The 17,013-nt window shown below is 60.6% G+C and carries 13 protein-coding genes and 6 tRNA genes; 7 read left to right on the top strand and 12 right to left on the bottom strand.

Features of this window, described 5'->3' with window-relative positions; translation table 11 throughout:
- Window positions 1–248: 248 nt before the first annotated feature.
- Together lptG and lptF are read right to left on the bottom strand one after the other, a co-directional pair.
- Window positions 249–1,319, bottom strand: coding sequence for an LPS export ABC transporter permease LptG (lptG, locus tag C3418_RS15380; RefSeq protein ID WP_041210919.1), 1,071 nt, complete (start codon window positions 1,317–1,319; stop codon window positions 249–251).
- A 25-nt stretch (window positions 1,320–1,344) separates the two neighbouring features.
- A complete protein-coding gene (gene lptF, locus C3418_RS15385; protein ID WP_029313726.1) occupies window positions 1,345–2,457 on the bottom strand; it encodes an LPS export ABC transporter permease LptF in 1,113 nt (370 codons plus the stop codon).
- A 172-nt stretch (window positions 2,458–2,629) separates the two neighbouring features.
- Between lptF and pepA the strand changes: the two genes are divergently transcribed.
- The 6 genes from pepA to pbpG all read left to right on the top strand — a co-directional run bounded on the left by pepA (window position 2,630) and on the right by pbpG (window position 10,832).
- Entirely contained in the window at window positions 2,630–4,141 is a 1,512-nt protein-coding gene (pepA, locus tag C3418_RS15390) for a leucyl aminopeptidase (RefSeq protein WP_010672960.1), read from the top strand.
- Window positions 4,142–4,310: 169 nt separating this feature from the next.
- The gene (locus C3418_RS15395; protein WP_010672959.1) at window positions 4,311–4,766 is read left to right on the top strand and encodes a DNA polymerase III subunit chi; all 456 of its coding nucleotides are present in this window, start codon (window positions 4,311–4,313) and stop codon (window positions 4,764–4,766) included.
- A 65-nt stretch (window positions 4,767–4,831) separates the two neighbouring features.
- Window positions 4,832–7,684 carry a valine--tRNA ligase gene (locus C3418_RS15400; protein ID WP_181023109.1) on the top strand — a complete coding sequence of 951 codons (2,853 nt, stop codon included), beginning with the start codon at window positions 4,832–4,834 and terminating at the stop codon, window positions 7,682–7,684.
- A 207-nt stretch (window positions 7,685–7,891) separates the two neighbouring features.
- The gene (locus tag C3418_RS15405; RefSeq protein ID WP_103858828.1) at window positions 7,892–9,184 is read left to right on the top strand and encodes a hemolysin family protein; all 1,293 of its coding nucleotides are present in this window, start codon (window positions 7,892–7,894) and stop codon (window positions 9,182–9,184) included.
- 18 nt (window positions 9,185–9,202) lie between these two features.
- Window positions 9,203–9,868: a DedA family protein gene (locus C3418_RS15410; RefSeq protein ID WP_103858829.1), complete on the top strand. Its 666-nt coding sequence runs from the start codon at window positions 9,203–9,205 to the stop codon at window positions 9,866–9,868.
- Between the two features lie 178 nt (window positions 9,869–10,046).
- On the top strand, window positions 10,047–10,832 hold the full coding sequence (gene pbpG / locus C3418_RS15415; protein WP_010672955.1) for a D-alanyl-D-alanine endopeptidase: 786 nt from the start codon (window positions 10,047–10,049) through the stop codon (window positions 10,830–10,832).
- A 329-nt stretch (window positions 10,833–11,161) separates the two neighbouring features.
- Here pbpG and C3418_RS15420 read toward each other — a convergent pair.
- The 9 genes from C3418_RS15420 to alaS all read right to left on the bottom strand — a co-directional run bounded on the left by C3418_RS15420 (window position 11,162) and on the right by alaS (window position 16,199).
- Window positions 11,162–11,238: transfer RNA gene (locus C3418_RS15420), tRNA-Arg, on the bottom strand.
- Window positions 11,239–11,265: 27 nt separating this feature from the next.
- Window positions 11,266–11,342 (bottom strand) — tRNA-Arg (locus tag C3418_RS15425).
- 27 nt (window positions 11,343–11,369) lie between these two features.
- Window positions 11,370–11,446, bottom strand: a tRNA-Arg gene (locus tag C3418_RS15430).
- Between the two features lie 25 nt (window positions 11,447–11,471).
- Window positions 11,472–11,548: transfer RNA gene (locus C3418_RS15435), tRNA-Arg, on the bottom strand.
- A gap of 94 nt (window positions 11,549–11,642) precedes the next feature.
- Window positions 11,643–11,719, bottom strand: a tRNA-Arg gene (locus C3418_RS15440).
- Between the two features lie 4 nt (window positions 11,720–11,723).
- Window positions 11,724–11,816: transfer RNA gene (locus C3418_RS15445), tRNA-Ser, on the bottom strand.
- 212 nt (window positions 11,817–12,028) lie between these two features.
- Window positions 12,029–12,217 carry a carbon storage regulator CsrA gene (gene csrA / locus C3418_RS15450; protein WP_005315760.1) on the bottom strand — a complete coding sequence of 63 codons (189 nt, stop codon included), beginning with the start codon at window positions 12,215–12,217 and terminating at the stop codon, window positions 12,029–12,031.
- A 93-nt stretch (window positions 12,218–12,310) separates the two neighbouring features.
- Window positions 12,311–13,558, bottom strand: coding sequence for an aspartate kinase (locus tag C3418_RS15455; RefSeq protein ID WP_103858830.1), 1,248 nt, complete (start codon window positions 13,556–13,558; stop codon window positions 12,311–12,313).
- 16 nt (window positions 13,559–13,574) lie between these two features.
- Entirely contained in the window at window positions 13,575–16,199 is a 2,625-nt protein-coding gene (gene alaS, locus C3418_RS15460) for an alanine--tRNA ligase (protein ID WP_103858831.1), read from the bottom strand.
- An 83-nt stretch (window positions 16,200–16,282) separates the two neighbouring features.
- On the opposite strand from alaS, the gene C3418_RS24415 reads away from it, so the two are divergent.
- Window positions 16,283–16,450, top strand: coding sequence for a hypothetical protein (locus C3418_RS24415; protein WP_154670440.1), 168 nt, complete (start codon window positions 16,283–16,285; stop codon window positions 16,448–16,450).
- A 21-nt stretch (window positions 16,451–16,471) separates the two neighbouring features.
- Here the strand turns inward: C3418_RS24415 and C3418_RS15465 are convergent, their stop codons facing one another.
- Window positions 16,472–16,978 (bottom strand): regulatory protein RecX, encoded by a 507-nt coding sequence (locus tag C3418_RS15465; protein WP_103858832.1) that lies wholly within the window; start codon window positions 16,976–16,978, stop codon window positions 16,472–16,474.
- Window positions 16,979–17,013: the final 35 nt, after the last annotated feature.

Raw genomic sequence — 17,013 nt, forward strand, 5'->3', positions numbered from 1 at the left:
GAGGACAGGCGTGAATGAAGTCGAGAGCTTGGTCGATACGCATAAAAAAATCCGAAACCCAACAAGGAGTTTCGGATTCTTACACAGCCTGAGGATCGGTCAATGGATCCTTAACTGATCGGCATTACACCCCGAGGTGCCCTTTTTGTTGACCAGAACTGACGGCTTGCAGCCCAGAAACCTTGACGGAAACGGTGCATCGAGAGCAATGGCCGCCTGTTGTCAGCAGCCCGCCGTCCTTCAGGCCGCTACTGCTTGCGGCTCAGGATATAGAAGGAGATGCCGCCAAACAGCAGGCTGGGTGCGATGGCCGCGAGGATGGGCGGGACCGCATAGACCAGGCTGACCGGGCCGAACACCCTGTCGCTCACATAGACCGCGAAGCCGGTCATGATCCCCATCAGCATCCGCGCCCCCATGCTCACCGAACGCAGCGGGCCGAAGATGAAGGAGGAGGCGAGCAGTATCATGGCCACCACGGAGAGCGGTGAGAGCAGCTTGCGCCACATCTCCAGCTTGTAGCGTCCGGCATCCTGCTTATTGGCATCCAGATAACCGATGTAGTCCCGCAGCCCCGAGATGGGCAGGTTCTCGGGATCGATGCTGACCACCCCGAGCTGCTTGGGGGTCAGCTCGGATTGCCAGGCCATCTGGGCATGCTGTTCGTCCTGGATCCGGGTGGGATCGTCAAACCGGGTGATGTGCACCTGCTTCAGCAGCCAGTGGTGATCCTCGAACACCCCCTCCTTCGCCTGCACCACGTCGATCAGGTTGCGGGACGGAGTGAAGCGGTAGAGGGTGATGCCGGTCAGGGCGCCATCGTTGCGCACCCCGTTGATGTTGACGAAGTTGTTGCCATCCCGTGCCCAGACCCCGTAGGCCGAGACCGTGAGTCGCCCTTCCGACATGGCCCCCGCCTTGATGTCATCTGCCATCCGCTTGGCGGCCGGTGCGACGTACTCGCCCATCAGCCCCACCAGCAGCATCAGGGGAATGGCGGTCTTGAGCGCCGCCATGACGATGCTGATCTTGGAGCGTCCCGCCGCCTGCATCACCACCAGCTCGGAGCTGGTCGCGAGCTGGCCCAGGCCGATGAGGCCACCGAGCAGGGCCGCCAGGGGGAAGAAGAGCACCGCCTCCTTGGGCATGGAGAGCAGCACGTAGTAGAGGGCGTTGAGCATGTCGTAGTTGCCTTCTCCGACCGCCTTCAACTGCTCCACGTACTTGATGAGCGCGGCCAGCCCGACCAGGGTCAGCTCGCACAGCAGGATCGACATGAAGATGACCCTGCCTATGTATCTATCGAGAATGCCGAACATCAGCAGAGACTCCCAGGTTGCAGCATCATGCTGACTTTCTCTTGAACAATTGCCCTTTGACCCCGTTCCACCAGCTGGTGCCCTGCAGGTTGAGAGGCAACCCTATCAGCAGCAGATAGACCAGGGGCACCAGGAACATCCCGGGCCAGTGGGGCAGACGCCCGCTGTCGATGGCCGACCGGGCGGCACTGAGCAGCAGGAAATAGGAGAGATAGAGCAGGATGGCCGGCAGCAGCTTGGCGTAACGCCCCTGACGGGGATTGACCCGCGCCATCGGCACCACCAGGAAGGTGAGCACCAGTATGGAGAGGGGCAGCGACAGGCGCCACTGCAATTCGGCCATCAGCTGGTTGTCCTGGGTACCGAGCAATGCCAGGGTCGGCTTGGCCGCCGCCTTGCGGTTGGATCGCTCCATCTCCTGCTGGCGGATCACCAGGCTGTATTCACGGAACTCCGAGACCTGGAACTGCTTGCCGGTGAAATGCCCCTCGTAGCGCGAACCATCCTTCAGGGTCAGCCACTGCAAGCCGTTGCTGTCGGCGGTCACCTGCCCCTCGTTGGCCACCACCACTGACGGGGGTGAGCCACCCTCGGCCCGTTGCAGCACGAAGATTTTCTGCAACTCCGACCCCTTGTCGTTCAGATCCTGGATGTAGGCCACCAGACGCCCCTTGTCGAGCTCCATGAAGCGGCCGGCCTGCAGGAAAGAGATACCGGGATCGGCCTTGAACTCGTCGATCACCTGGTACTCCCGCTCCTTGGCCTGGGGGGCGACCCAGCCGGTGTTGAACGCCGCGACGGCGGCGGTCAGCAAGGCCAGCACCAGGGCGCTGCCCATGATGAAACGGTGACTGAAACCCACCGCGTGCATCACCGTCATCTCGCTTTCCGCGTACAAACGGCCGTGAGCAAACAGAATGGCTAAAAACAGACTGATAGGCAGCATCAACAACGCCATATTCGGCAGGTTGAGCAGCAGGAGGGTGGATACCAGGCGCGTCGGCACCTCACCATCGGCGGCATCGCCAATGATCTGGATAAATTGCTGGCTGACGAAGATAAGCAGCAGCACGAACAGCACCGCCAGCTGGGTTTTCAGGGTCTCCCTGAACAAATATCGGAAAACGATCACAGTCATTCCCAAGTAAACTTGTGTTTTTAGTCGAATGCCTGAAAAATAGGGCCCTATATTGGATTTTTACCAGTTTGAACTGCGGAGCCTGTGACTGTTCGCTCCGCCTCTGATACCCCAACAAGCACCGCATTATTCAATAAATGGTGCCTTTTGTCTTTAGGATGTAGGAGATTCCATGGAGTTCAGTGTAAAGAGTGGCAGTCCTGAGAAGCAACGCAGTGCCTGCGTCGTGGTCGGCGTTTTTGAGCCCCGCCGCCTCTCTCCGGTTGCCGAACAGCTGGACAAGATCAGCGACGGCTACCTCAGCTCGCTGCTGCGCCGTGGCGACCTGGAAGGGAAACCGGGCCAGATGCTGCTGCTGCATCAAGTACCGGGCGTGCTCAGCGAGCGCGTACTGCTGGTCGGGTGCGGCAAGGAGCGCGAACTCGACGAGCGCCAGTACAAGCAGATCATCAACAAGACCATCACCACCCTGAACGAAACCGGCTCCATGGAAGCGGTCTGCTTCCTGACCGAGCTGCACGTCAAGGGTCGGGATACCTACTGGAAGGTGCGTCAGGCGGTGGAAACCACCAAGGCGGGCCTCTACAGCTTCGATCAGTTCAAGACCAACAAGGCCGAACCGCGCCGTCCGCTGCGCAAGCTGGTCTTCAACGTGCCGACGCGTCGGGAACTGACCATAGGCGAGCGCGCCATCAACCACGGCCTGGCCGTGGCGAAAGGGGTGCGCATCTGCCGCGACGTGGCGAACATGCCGCCCAACGTCTGCAATCCCGCCTACCTCGCCTCCCAGGCCCGCCGTCTGGCGGATGCCTATGACAACATCACCACCAGGGTGGTGGGGGAGCAGGAGATGGCCGAGCTCGGCATGAACTCCTACCTGGCAGTGGCCCGCGGCTCCGAGAACGAAGCCATGATGGCCATCATCGAGTACAAGGGCAACGCCGACGCCAAGCCCATCGTGCTGGTGGGCAAGGGGCTGACCTTCGACTCCGGCGGCATCTCCATCAAGCCGGCAGACGGCATGGACGAGATGAAGTACGACATGGGTGGCGCCGCCTCCGTGCTCGGCACCATGCACGCCCTGGCCCAGTTGCAGCTGCCCATCAACGTCATCGGCGTGCTGGCAGGCTGCGAGAACATGCCGGGGGGCAACGCCTACCGCCCCGGTGACATCCTCACTACCATGTCCGGCCAGACCGTCGAGGTGCTCAACACCGACGCCGAAGGCCGCCTGGTGTTGTGTGATGCCCTCACCTATGTGGACCGCTACGATCCCGAGACCGTGATCGACGTAGCGACCCTGACCGGTGCCTGCATCATCGCCCTGGGCCACCATACCTCTGGCCTCTTGGCGAACCACAACCCCCTGGCCCACGAGCTGCTCAACGCCTCCGAACAGGCCGGCGATCGCGCCTGGCGCCTGCCCCTGTTCGACGAGTATCAGGAGCAGCTGGAAAGCCCGTTCGCGGACATGGCCAACATCGGTGGCCGTCCGGCCGGTACCATCACCGCCGCCGCCTTCCTGTCGCGCTTCACCAAGAAGTACAACTGGGCCCACCTGGATATCGCAGGGACCGCCTGGAAGAGCGGCAAGGAGAAGGGCTCCACCGGCCGTCCTGTGCCCCTGCTGACCCAGTTCCTGCTCAACCGGGCCGGCGTGGCGGACGTCGAAGACAAGGAGTGATCCCCTTCCCCATCGACTCGAAGAGCGATGCGAGAAGGCGTTACCCTGTATCACAAGGAAGAGGCCTGCCTCTTCCTTGTTTCATTGAGAGAATCCGGGAAGTCCGTGCCAGACGCGGCTCCCGAAGACGGCCAATCGCTGTCCGTCACAGCCAAACGGGACCGACCTGATGAGCCAAGTGACCTTTTACCTGATGAGCCAGCCCGATGATGCGGATGCCTCCGCCGTCGAGCGCCTCGCCTGCCAGCTTGCGGCCGATGGCTGGAGCGCAGGCCACCTCTATCTGCTGTGCGAGGACGAGGCCCAGGCCCTGCGTCTGGACGAGCTGTTGTGGCAGTTGCCGCCCGATCGCTTCGTGCCGCACCAGTTGCAGGGGGAGAGCGGTCAGGCTCCGGTGGAGATAGGCCATCAGCCGCCACGGCGGCGCTATGCCTGCCTCATCAACCTGGCCCGGCAGACACCTTTGTTTGCAGGACACTTCGCTCAAGTGGTAGATTTTGTCCCCACTGACGAAACGCAAAAGCAGCAAGCCCGCGAGCGCTACAAGCATTATCGCCAGGCGGGCCATACCCTCGAGATGAGGGATCAGCCCGTCCTTGCCGCACCGGATCCGGCGCAGCCCTGACTGTGCCACCCTCGATCCACGACGAATCAACACCAGACTCCATCCATCCAGAATACGGCGAGACCATGGAAAAGACTTTTAATCACAACGCCATCGAACAGGCGCTCTATCAGCACTGGGAAGCCCAGGGTTACTTCAAGCCCCACGGCGACACCAGCAAAGACTCCTTCTGCATCATGATCCCGCCGCCGAACGTCACCGGCAGCCTGCACATGGGTCACGCCTTCCAGCAGACCCTGATGGACACCCTGATCCGCTACAACCGCATGCAGGGCAAGAACACCCTGTGGCAGGCGGGTACCGACCACGCCGGTATCGCCACCCAGATGGTGGTTGAGCGCAAGATCGCCGCAGAAGAGGGCAAGACCCGCCACGATTACGGCCGGGAAGCCTTCATTGACAAGATCTGGCAGTGGAAGGAAGAGTCCGGTGGCACCATCACCCGTCAGATGCGCCGTCTGGGTGACTCCGTGGACTGGGAGCGCGAGCGCTTCACCATGGATGAGGGCCTCTCCGCCGCCGTCCAGGAAGTGTTCGTGCGCCTGTACGAAGACGGCCTGATGTACCGCGGCAAGCGTCTGGTGAACTGGGATCCCAAGCTCAACACCGCCATCTCCGACCTGGAAGTGGAAAACCGCGAGATCAAGGGCCACATGTGGCACCTTCGCTACCCGCTGGCCAACGGCGCCAAGACCGCCGAAGGCCAGGATCACCTGATCGTCGCCACCACCCGTCCGGAAACCATGCTGGGCGATACCGCCGTGGCCGTGAACCCGGAAGACCCGCGCTACAAGGCGCTGATCGGCCAGCACATCCTGCTGCCGCTGGTGAACCGTCTGATACCCATCGTTGCCGACGAACACGCCGACATGGAGAAGGGCACCGGCTGCGTGAAAATCACCCCGGCCCACGACTTCAACGACAACGACGTGGGCAAGCGCCACAACCTGCCGATGATCAACATCTTCACCCTGGACGCCCACGTGCGTGCCGAGGCCGAAGTGGTCGATACCAATGGCAACCCGAGCACCGCCTATGACGCCGCCCTGCCGACCGAGTTCGCCGGGATGGAGCGCTTCGCCGCCCGCAAGGCCATCGTCGCCAAGCTGGACGAGCTGGGCCTCCTGGCCGATATCAAGGATCATGTGCTGCAACAGCCTTACGGCGATCGCGGCGGCGTGCCCATCGAGCCCATGCTGACCGACCAGTGGTACGTGCGCGTGGCCCCCATGGCCAAGACCGCCATCGAGGCGGTGGAAGATGGCCGCATCCAGTTCGTGCCGAAGCAGTACGAAAACATGTACTTCTCCTGGATGCGCGACATTCAGGACTGGTGCGTCTCCCGTCAGCTGTGGTGGGGTCACCGCATCCCGGCATGGTATGACGATGCCGGCAACGTCTACGTGGGCCGCAACGAAGAGGAAGTGCGCGCCAAGCACAGCATCCCGTCCGTGACCGTGCTGCGTCAGGACGAAGACGTGCTCGACACCTGGTTCAGCTCCGCCCTGTGGACCTTCTCCACCCTGGGCTGGCCGAACAACACCGAGGCGCTCAAGACCTTCCACCCGACCGACGTGTTGATGAGCGGCTTCGACATCATCTTCTTCTGGATTGCCCGGATGATCATGATGACCATGCACTTCATCAAGGACGAGAACGGCCAGCCGCAAGTCCCGTTCAAGACCGTCTACATCACCGGCCTCATCCGTGACGAAGAAGGCCAGAAGATGTCCAAGTCCATGGGCAACGTGCTGGACCCCCTCGACATGATCGACGGCATCTCCCTGGAAGACCTGCTGGAGAAGCGCACCGGCAACATGATGCGGCCGCAGATGGCCGAGAAGATCGCCAAGCGCACCGCCAAGCAGTTCCCGGAAGGGATCGAGGCCCACGGCACCGACGCCATGCGCTTCACCCTGGCGGCGCTCGCCTCCACCGGTCGTGACATCAACTGGGACATGAAGCGCCTGGATGGCTACAACAACTTCTGCAACAAGCTGTGGAACGCCTCCCGCTATGTGCTGATGAACACCGAAGATCAGGATTGCGGCTTTGCCGGTGGCGAGATGCAGTTCAGCCTGGCGGATCGCTGGATCCAGTCCCAGCTGCAAGTGGCCATCCGTGACTTCCGTACCGCCCTCGATACCTACCGCTTCGACATCGCGGCAGGCGTCTTGTACGAATTTATCTGGAACCAATTCTGTGACTGGTATCTGGAGCTGACCAAGCCGGTGCTGACCAAGGGTTCCGAGGCCGAGCAGCGCGCTGCCCGCCACACCCTGGTGACCGTGCTGGAAACCCTGCTGCGCCTGGCTCACCCGATCATCCCGTTCATCACCGAGACCATCTGGAAATCGGTCGCCCCGCTGGCCGGCGTACACGCCGACACCATCATGATTCAGGCTTTCCCGGAATTCGACGCCGCCAAGGTGGACGACGCCGCGATGGCGGATCAGGAGTGGGTGAAGGAGTTCATCGTCAGCATCCGCAACATCCGCGCCGAGATGAACGTGGCCCCGAGCGTGCCCCTCAACGTGCTGCTCCAGTGCGATGCCAAGGATGCCCAGCGCGCCGCTGACAACGAGGCCTTCCTCAAGTCGCTGGCCCGTCTGGAATCCATTCGCGTGCTTGGCGCAGGTGAAACCGCCCCGCTGTCGGTCAAGAAATTGATCGGTGCCACCGAGCTGATGATCCCCATGGCCGGTCTCATCGACAAGGAAGCCGAGCTGGCCCGTCTGGCCAAAGAGGTGGCCCGTCTGGTGGGCGAGTGCGGCCGCATCGAAGGCAAGCTCGGCAACGAAGCCTTCGTCGCCAAGGCGCCGGAAGCGGTCATCATCAAGGAGCGCGAGAAGCTGGAAGATTACCGCCTCCAGTTGACCAAGCTGGAAGCCCAGCAGGCCGAGATCGCCGCGCTCTAAGCCACAGCGCAACATGACAAGCCCCCGTTTATCGGGGGCTTTTTCATGTCAGGGGCTCAGTGCCCCCTTTCCTGCCCCGCGGTTTTATCCCTCCCGCCGGGGCGATATTCAAAAATTCACGAGCCAAATCACCTCCTTTCACAAGCGCAGAGCCCGCAAATTCATTACACTGCCAGCGGTCTTTTCTATCGGGAGTGCTGCTGCAGTATGGAAATATTGATCCTGTTTGGATTGATTTTGCTCAATGGCGTCTTCGCCATGTCGGAAATCGCCATCGTGACGGCACGCAAGGCACGTCTCGCCAAAATGGCGAGCGAAGGGAGCCGCTCCGCCACCATCGCCCTCAAGCTCGGGGAAGATCCGACCCATTTCCTCTCCGCCGTGCAGATCGGCATCACCAGCATCGGTCTGCTCAACGGTATCTATGGCGAGTCCCTGCTGGCCCAGCCCTTCGCCCTCTGGCTGCAGGAGTGGGGGCTCTCCCCCAAGAGCAGCAGCCTGCTCGCCACCGTCATCGTGGTCGTGCTGGTCACCTATCTCTCTATCGTGGTAGGGGAGCTCGTGCCCAAACGCCTCGGACAGCTCAGCGCCGAGCGCATCGCCTGTCTGGTAGCCCGCCCCATGCTCTGGCTGGCGACCCTGACCCGTCCCTTCGTCTGGTTGCTCTCCGCCTCCACCAACGCCAGCCTGCGGCTGCTGCGGGTCGATCAGCGCAGCAGCAACAACGTCACTCAGGAGGAGATCCACGCCATGCTGGTGGAGGGCTCCGAAGCGGGGGTGATCGAGGACCATGAGCACACTATGTTGCGCAACGTGTTCCGCCTCGACGAACGCAGCCTGGCCTCCCTGATGGTGCCGCGCAGCGACATCCGCTATCTGGACCTGTCACTGCCGCTGGAAGTGAACCTCCAACGTCTGGTGGAGTATCGCCACAGCTTCTTCCCTGTCTGTGACGGCAGCCTGTCGGATCTCGTCGGCATCCTCAACGTCAGCAAGGTGCTGCACGCCTACATCAAGGGAGAGCCCATCGATCTGGCGGCGCTGACCCAGGACGGCAGCCTGCTGCCGGAGACCCTCAATGGCCTGGAGCTGCTCAACCACTTCCGTACCCACTCCGAGCACATGGTGCTGGTGGTGGACGAATATGGCGAGCTGCAGGGGCTGGTCACCCAGCAGGATCTGCTGGAAACCCTAGCCGGCGACTTCCAGCAGGAAGATGGGGAGGACAACTGGGCCTTCCAGCGTGCCGACGGCAGCTGGCTGCTCGACGGCCTCATTCCGCTGCCAGAATTGAAGGACTGTCTGGAGCTGGTTCGTCTGCCGGAAGAAGAAAAACATCACTATCACACCCTTGGAGGGCTTATCATGCTGCTCCTTGGCCGCCTTCCCCAGACCGGAGACCTGGTCACCCTGGAACAGTGGCAACTGGAAATCGTGGATATGGACGGCCTGCGCATCGACAAGGTACTTGCCATGCCCTTGACCGACCAACCCAGCTAACCTGCGGAGTTTGCATGTATGGAGCAGTTTTACCACCTGGCTCACGCCTTTATGCATCAGGATCTGGCGACACTCTCTGATCCCAAGATGGTCTTCATGGTCTATGTCGTCCTGCTGACCTTCCTGGTGCTCGAGAATGGTTTTATCCCCACCGCCTTCCTGCCAGGGGATACCCTGCTGATCCTGACCGGCGTGCTGATCTATCAGGGGGTGTTGCCGATGGCGGTGGTCCCGCTGCTGATCATGGCGACCTTCGTCGGTACCTGGCTTGGCTACATGCAGGGGCGTTTCCTCGGCCACACCCGGATGTATCACAGGCTGATGTCCCACCTCGATGACAAGCACAAGGAGAAGGTACACTACCTGCTCAACAAGTACGGCATCATCACCCTGATCACCGCCCGCTACATCGCCTTCGTGCGTACCGCCTACCCCTATATCGTCGGCGCCAACGAGATCCCCCAGGGGCGCTTCCTGGTGGTCAACCTGATCAGCTCCATCATGTGGATCTGCCCCCTGGTCGGGCTGGGTTACTACCTGAGCCACACCAAGCTGGCCGCGCAGTATGAGTCCCAATTTCTCAGCGTCATTATCTACCTGCCGGTCGTGCTGCTGGTGGGCGGCCTCATCGCTCTGGTCTGGCGCTGGTGGAGCAGACGCAAGCCCCGCATCTCCAGAGAGTGAGACAAACCATAGGGTCGCCCACAGGCGGCCCTTTTTTATGGAAAATAGTGGCGAATTCCCCCAGCTCGCTCTTGTAAAGCAGGGACAAAAATGAGTGAATCTAGCGCCTTTTTTCGCTGTGGATGGAGTTGGTTGTATGGGGTGTTGGATTCGCGCAATCGCGCTGGTAGGTGGATTGATGGGACTGCTGGGTTCGCAGACAGCCCTGGCGACCCCCGACCCGGCCAAGCTGCAGCTCAAATCGGGCAGTGCCCTGGTGATGGACGTCAACACCGGCAAGACCCTGTATCAGAAAAACCCCACCCGGGTGCGCCCCATCGCCTCCCTCACCAAGCTGATGACGGCGCTGGTGGTGCTGGATGCCCGCCAGAACCTCAATCAGACCCTGACCATCGATCAGAACGACAGAGACAACATCAAGCACACCTATTCACGGGTGCGCATGGGCACCCAGGTCAGCCGCCGCGACGCCCTGCATCTGGCGCTGATGTCCTCCGAGAACCGCATGGCCTCGGCGCTTGCCCGCCACTACCCGGGGGGTCGCCAGGCCTTCATCCGCGCCATGAACAACAAGGCCAGACAGCTCGGCATGCGCAACACCCGCTACTATGACTCCACCGGTCTCTCCACCCGCAACGTCTCCACCGCCCAGGATCTGGCCAAGCTTCTCTCTGCGGCCTATCGACAGCCGCTGATCCGTGAATTCACCCAGGACACCAGCAGGGAGATGCGCTTTCACAAGCCGGCCTACAGCCTGATGTTCAACAATACCAACCCGCTGGTGAAGAACCCGGACTGGGATGTACGCCTCTCCAAGACAGGCTATACCGACGAAGCGGGCCGCTGCCTGCTGATGCGTGCCAAACCGGATCGTCAGGAGCTCGCCATCGTACTGCTCAACTCGGTGGGCAAACGCACCCCTGTCGGGGATGCCAACCGCATCCGCAAGTGGCTGAAAAGCTGATTCTTTCCACGAAGACATGAAAGGATGCCGCGGCATCCTTTTTTATTGCCCGCCAAATGCCTCAGCAGGCCGCCAGAGGGCGCCAGCCCCGCACAGCATAGATGCGCATGGTGCGGGCACCCAGGTCGCCACAGGCACGGCCACGGGATGCATCAGCAGCCTGCCAGGCAAGATACGTCGAGAGTGGTGACCCAGGGGCACGTGCAGCCAGGGGGAACCGTCCCCCGTGTGAGCGTCAGGGAGAAGGACACGAGAGAGACAACCCCATGATGGGGAGGAGGATATCGCCCATAAAAAAACAGCCCCGACTGACGTCGAGGCTGTCTGTATGGTGCGCCCGAGAGGATTCGAACCTCTGACCACCTGGTTCGTAGCCAGGTACTCTATCCAGCTGAGCTACGGGCGCTCACAACTTGTTGCACTGCTTGAAATATGGTGCGCCCGAGAGGATTCGAACCTCTGACCACCTGGTTCGTAGCCAGGTACTCTATCCAGCTGAGCTACGGGCGCTCATAAATTGTTGCACTGCTTGAAACATGGTGCGCCCGAGAGGATTCGAACCTCTGACCACCTGGTTCGTAGCCAGGTACTCTATCCAGCTGAGCTACGGGCGCTCATAAATCATTGTATTGCTTGAAATGGTGCGCCCGAGAGGATTCGAACCTCTGACCACCTGGTTCGTAGCCAGGTACTCTATCCAGCTGAGCTACGGGCGCCCTGTTTTCAAACGATAAAAAAAGCTTACTCAACAGTAAGCCTTCTTTAGTGCCGACTTGCTGATGGTCAACACATGACTCCAAGAGTCAAATATGGTGCGCCCGAGAGGATTCGAACCTCTGACCACCTGGTTCGTAGCCAGGTACTCTATCCAGCTGAGCTACGGGCGCAAAATGGCGGAGAAGGGGGGATTCGAACCCCCGATGCGGGTATAAGCCGCATACTCCCTTAGCAGGGGAGCGCCTTCAGCCTCTCGGCCACCTCTCCGTTTGCGGGGCTGATAATACTTCACAGGGATTTTTAGTCAAACACTTTTTTGGAGAAAACAGAGCGTTCGCTCAGCATTTGGCCAAAGAGTGGAATATTCAAGCAATATCGACACTTACCCAGTAGTTACGCGCTCTGCAGGCCGATTTGCAGGCCCCTGAAAAACAAAAGGCGACATCCGGGATGTCGCCTTCAGACAGCCATGAAATGGCTTAGAAATTCGGTTGGCCCGGGACTTTCTCGGCCTGTATCCGCATGTAGATCTCTTCGCGGTGTACGGAAACCTCTTTCGGTGCATTCACACCGATACGAACCTGGTTCCCTTTTACGCCCAGTACGGTAACGGTTACTTCGTCACCAATCATCAGGGTTTCCCCTACACGACGAGTCAAAATAAGCATTCGCTTGCTCCTGTATCCTGTTTTGTATTTATATCGATATGCGCCATTATCTTACAAAGATACCGATATGGTAAATGGTTGAAACTAAATCAATCAGGGATTGTTTCCCAAGGGCTGCTCATGAGGCTCTTGATCCAACCCGAACGCCGAGTGCAACGAACGCACGGCCAGCTCCAGGTACTTCTCGTCAATCACCACGGATATCTTGATTTCAGAGGTGGAGATCAGCTGCATGTTGATCCCTTCCTCACCCAATACCTTGAACATGGTGCGCGCTACACCAGGATGATTCCACATGCCGACCCCGACGATGGAGACCTTGGCGATCTCTCCGTTGCCCTGCACGCAGGCGGCCCCCAGCTCGCTGGCGGTCTCCTCCAGCAAGGCGCGGGCCCGGCGATAATCATCGCGATTCACCGTGAAGGTGAAGTCGGCGGTACCATCCCCCATGGTGTTCTGCACTATCATGTCGACATCTATGTTGGCGTCGCTGATCGGATTCAGGATCTGCGCGGCCACGGTCGGCCTGTCCGGCACACCCAGAATGGTCAGGCTGGCCTCGTTGCGATTGAACGCAATGCCGGATACCAGGGGTGCTTCCATCCTCTCACCTCCATATGTGATTAAGGTTCCCTCTCCGTCGACGAAACTCGACAGCACCCTTAGCGGCACGCGGTACTTGCCCGCGAACTCGACCGAACGGATCTGCAACACCTTGGCTCCGAGACTCGCCATCTCGAGCATCTCCTCGAAGGTGATGGTATCGAGGCGACGCGCCTTGGGCTCGATGCGCGGATCCGTGGTATACACCCCGTCCACATCGGTAAAGATCTGGCACTCATCTGCCTTGATGGCCGCAGCCACGGCCACCGCGGTGGTATCCGAACCACCTCGGCCCAGGGTAGTGATGGCATTATGCTCATCGCGCCCCTGGAAACCGGCAATCACCACCACCTTGCCGGCACCGAGTGCGGCTTCCACCTGCTCGGTGTCGATACGGGTGATGCGCGCCTTGCCATAGGCGGAATCGGTGTGGATGCGGACCTGATCACCGGTCATCGAGACTGCAGGGCAACCGCGCTTGTTGAGCGCAATCGCCAGCAGTGCAATGGAGACCTGCTCACCGGTGGAGATCAGCACATCCATCTCGCGCCGGTTGGCATCCTGGTCCAGCTGCTGGGCCATGCCCAGCAACCGGTTGGTTTCGCCCGACATGGCGGAGACCACCACCACCACATCATGTCCCTGGGCACGGGTCAGTTGAACCCGCTCAGCAACTGCCTCGATCCGCTCCAGCGTGCCGACCGAGGTGCCACCGTACTTCTGTACATAGAGTGCCACAGATCACCTCGCCCGCTTACAGGCGCTCTTCCAGCCAGGAGTGAACGGATTGCAGCGCCGCCGGCACCGCCTCAGGCTGGGTACCACCCGCCTGTGCCATGTCGGGACGACCACCGCCCTTGCCACCCACCTGCTGGGCCACCAGATTGACCAGCTCACCAGCTTTGACCTTGCCGGTCAGGTCATTGGTCACGCCCGCGATCAGGTTGACCTTGCCATCACTGCTGGTTGCCAGCAGCACGACACCGGATTTCATCTGGTTCTTCAGCTCGTCCAGCATGCCGCGCAGGGATTTGGGGTCGACCCCTTCTAGGGCGGCAACCAGCACCTTCTGGCCATTGATGTCGATGACCTGGCTCAGCAGGTCGTTACCCGCCTGCGCCGCCAGCTTGGCCTTGAGCTGTTCCAGCTCGCGCTCCATCATCTTGGCCTTGTCCAGTACCTGGCGAACCTTGTCGGCGATGGAGAACTGATCGCCCTTCACCAACGCGGCGGCCTCTTCGATCTGTTCACCCAGCTGGTGCATCAGATCGATGGCGCTCTTGCCGGTGACCGCTTCGATACGACGCACGCCAGCCGCGATGCCGCTCTCGGCAATGATCTTGAAGAAGCCGATGTCACCGGTGCGCTTGGCGTGAGTACCGCCGCACAGCTCGGTGGAGTAGTCGCCCATGCGTACCACACGCACATCGTCTTCATATTTCTCGCCAAACAGCGCCATGGCACCGGCTGACTTGGCCTCTTCCAGCCCCATCAGCTGGGTGGCCACCTCGTGGTTGGCACGGATCTGGGCGTTGACGAGCTCCTCGATCCGGCGAATGGTCGCCATGGTCAGCCCTTCGAAGTGGGAGAAGTCGAAGCGCATGCGCTCGGCGCCCACCAGGGATCCTTTCTGGGTCACGTGCTCACCCAGCGCCTGGCGCAAGGCCGCGTGCAGCAGGTGAGTCACGGAGTGGTTAAGGGCGATGGCCTGACGACGGTCGCCATCGACCACGGCCTCGACCTCGGCTCCCTTCTCCAGGGTACCCAGTTCCAGATAGCCCTTGTGGATGATAGCCTTGCCCGCTTTCTGGGTGTCGGTGACGGCGAAGATGCCGTCATCCACCTTGAGGATGCCGCTGTCACCCACCTGACCGCCGGACTCCGCATAGAAGGGGGTCTCCGCCAGCACGATCACGGCCTCTTCACCAGCGATGAGGCCATTGACCTCGACACCATCCTTGTAGATACCGACCACCTGGGTGTTCTGGCTCAGCTGCTTGTAACCGGTAAAGGGGGTCTCGAAATCGAGCTTCAGCACGTCGTTGTAGTTCACGCCGAAACTGGAAGCCTCTTTCGCGCGGGCGCGCTGCTTCTCCATCTCGGCCTTGAAGCCCTCTTCGTCGATGCCGATCTCGCGCTCGCGCACCACATCGGCGGTCAGGTCGGCCGGGAAGCCGTAAGTGTCATAGAGCTTGAACACCACTTCACCCGGGATAACCTTGGCATCACCGAGGTTGGCCAGGACGTCTTCCAGCAGCAGCAGACCTCTGTCCAACGTGCGGACGAATTGCTCCTCCTCGATGCGCAACACTCGCTCGACCAGCGGCAGCTGGGCGATCAGTTCTGCCGCCACATCCTTCATCTGCACGGCCAGCTCGGCAGCCAGCTTGTAGAAGAAGACGTCGGTAGCACCCAGCTTGCGGCCGTGACGCACGGCGCGGCGGATGATGCGGCGCAGCACGTAGCCGCGACCTTCATTGGAGGGCATGACACCGTCAGCCACCAGGAAGGCGCAGGAACGGATGTGGTCCGCGATGACGCGCAGGGACTGGTTGCTCAGATCCGTGGTGCCGACAATCTCGGCCGCCTTCTTGATCAACGCCTGGAAGATGTCGATCTCATAGTTGGAGTGCACTCCCTGCATGATGGCGGAGATACGCTCCAGACCCATGCCGGTATCCACGGACGGACGGGGCAGCGGCTCCATGGTGCCGTCAGCCTGACGGTTGAACTGCATGAAGACCACGTTCCAAATCTCGATGAAGCGGTCGCCATCCTCGTCCGGTGAACCGGGAGGGCCACCCCAGATGTGATCGCCGTGGTCGTAGAAGATCTCGGTGCAGGGACCACATGGGCCGGTATCGCCCATGGCCCAGAAGTTGTCGGATGCATAAGGAGCACCCTTGTTGTCACCGATGCGCACGATGCGATCGGCCGGCACGCCGACCTCTTTTTCCCAGATGTCGAAGGCTTCGTCGTCAGTCGCGTAGACGGTCACCAGCAGGCGCTCTTTGGGCAGCTTGAGGGTACCGGTCAGGAATTCCCATGCAAACCGGATGGCGTCCTGTTTGAAGTAGTCACCGAAGCTGAAGTTGCCCAGCATCTCGAAGAAGGTGTGGTGACGGGCGGTATAGCCGACGTTTTCCAGGTCATTGTGCTTGCCGCCAGCCCGCACGCAACGCTGGGCCGTGGTGGCACGGTGATAGGCACGCTTGTCGGCGCCAAGGAACACGTCCTTGAACTGGTTCATCCCTGCGTTGGTGAACAGCAGGGTCGGATCGTTGTGCGGTACCAGCGAGCTGGAAGAGACAACCTGGTGTCCCTGGGTGCGGAAATACTCGAGAAACGCAGCGCGAATCTCTGACGTGGACATGTACATGGAAAATCCTGCTTGATTCGAATACGGACTTTTAACCGCATTAATGTAAGTTTTCTGCAGGGTAAAGTAAAACGTGGGGACCCTTGACGGGTGAAATAGCCCCCAAGGGGCCAGCGTTTGGCAGCAGCACCCGCAAGGACGTCACAACAGGGGAGCTTCGGGATGCCTCGCTCGACCACAGGGCCGCCATCGACAGACCCGGCGAAGGGCTGATATTCCCCACCAGCCGCACCGCACACCAGTTGCTATAGATGTTCAACCTCGGCGCGCCACTATTGCTCACCTTGCATGGCTGAGAGGGCGTAACGGGCTTGTTCCTGGGTAAAACCACGCCCCATCAGATATTTGAGCCACTTCATGCGCAGTTTGAAGTCGGCAAGGTCGGTCGCCTTTGCCCGACGCGACAACAACGCAAGCGCCAGTTCGAACCAATCAAGCTCGGGTTGATCCAGGGCCGCCTCGATCTGGGTGTCTTCCAGCCCCTTGCGGCGCAGGTCGAAGCGGATCCTGAGCGGACCATGGCCTTTGGCCGCACCAGCACGCACCGCCATGGCACCGTAACGATCGTCATTGACCCAGCCATAGCCACGGCAATGGTCGAGTACAACGGCGACCACCTCCTCCTCGAATCCCTTCTGACGCAGGCGTCTGGCCAGCTCGGACTCCGCACTTTCGCGGCGAGCAAGACTGCGCATGGCAAAGGCGCGGGCGGCGGCGACCAGCTCTTCAAAGGTCAATTCGACGGGCTCGCCCGTTTCGTTCACTGATTCATCCACCATAAACAACAAGGCCGGGTATCAACCCGGCCTTTCCT

Origin of the sequence: Aeromonas sp. ASNIH8, from assembly GCF_002919855.1 — a bacterium.
GTDB lineage: Bacteria > Pseudomonadota > Gammaproteobacteria > Enterobacterales > Aeromonadaceae > Aeromonas > Aeromonas caviae.

What these genes read in the sequence shown, in the direction of transcription:
- C3418_RS15465 (WP_103858832.1), bottom strand. Translation starts at nt 16,978, where the DNA reads ATGGTGGATGAATCAGTGAACGAAACGGGCGAGCCCGTCGAATTGACC.
- C3418_RS15395 (WP_010672959.1), top strand. Translation starts at nt 4,311, where the DNA reads ATGAGCCAAGTGACCTTTTACCTGATGAGCCAGCCCGATGATGCGGAT.
- C3418_RS15410 (WP_103858829.1), top strand. Translation starts at nt 9,203, where the DNA reads ATGGAGCAGTTTTACCACCTGGCTCACGCCTTTATGCATCAGGATCTG.
- lptG (WP_041210919.1), bottom strand. Translation starts at nt 1,319, where the DNA reads ATGTTCGGCATTCTCGATAGATACATAGGCAGGGTCATCTTCATGTCG.
- C3418_RS15400 (WP_181023109.1), top strand. Translation starts at nt 4,832, where the DNA reads ATGGAAAAGACTTTTAATCACAACGCCATCGAACAGGCGCTCTATCAG.
- alaS (WP_103858831.1), bottom strand. Translation starts at nt 16,199, where the DNA reads ATGTACATGTCCACGTCAGAGATTCGCGCTGCGTTTCTCGAGTATTTC.
- lptF (WP_029313726.1), bottom strand. Translation starts at nt 2,457, where the DNA reads ATGACTGTGATCGTTTTCCGATATTTGTTCAGGGAGACCCTGAAAACC.
- pepA (WP_010672960.1), top strand. Translation starts at nt 2,630, where the DNA reads ATGGAGTTCAGTGTAAAGAGTGGCAGTCCTGAGAAGCAACGCAGTGCC.
- pbpG (WP_010672955.1), top strand. Translation starts at nt 10,047, where the DNA reads ATGGGACTGCTGGGTTCGCAGACAGCCCTGGCGACCCCCGACCCGGCC.
- csrA (WP_005315760.1), bottom strand. Translation starts at nt 12,217, where the DNA reads ATGCTTATTTTGACTCGTCGTGTAGGGGAAACCCTGATGATTGGTGAC.
- C3418_RS15405 (WP_103858828.1), top strand. Translation starts at nt 7,892, where the DNA reads ATGGAAATATTGATCCTGTTTGGATTGATTTTGCTCAATGGCGTCTTC.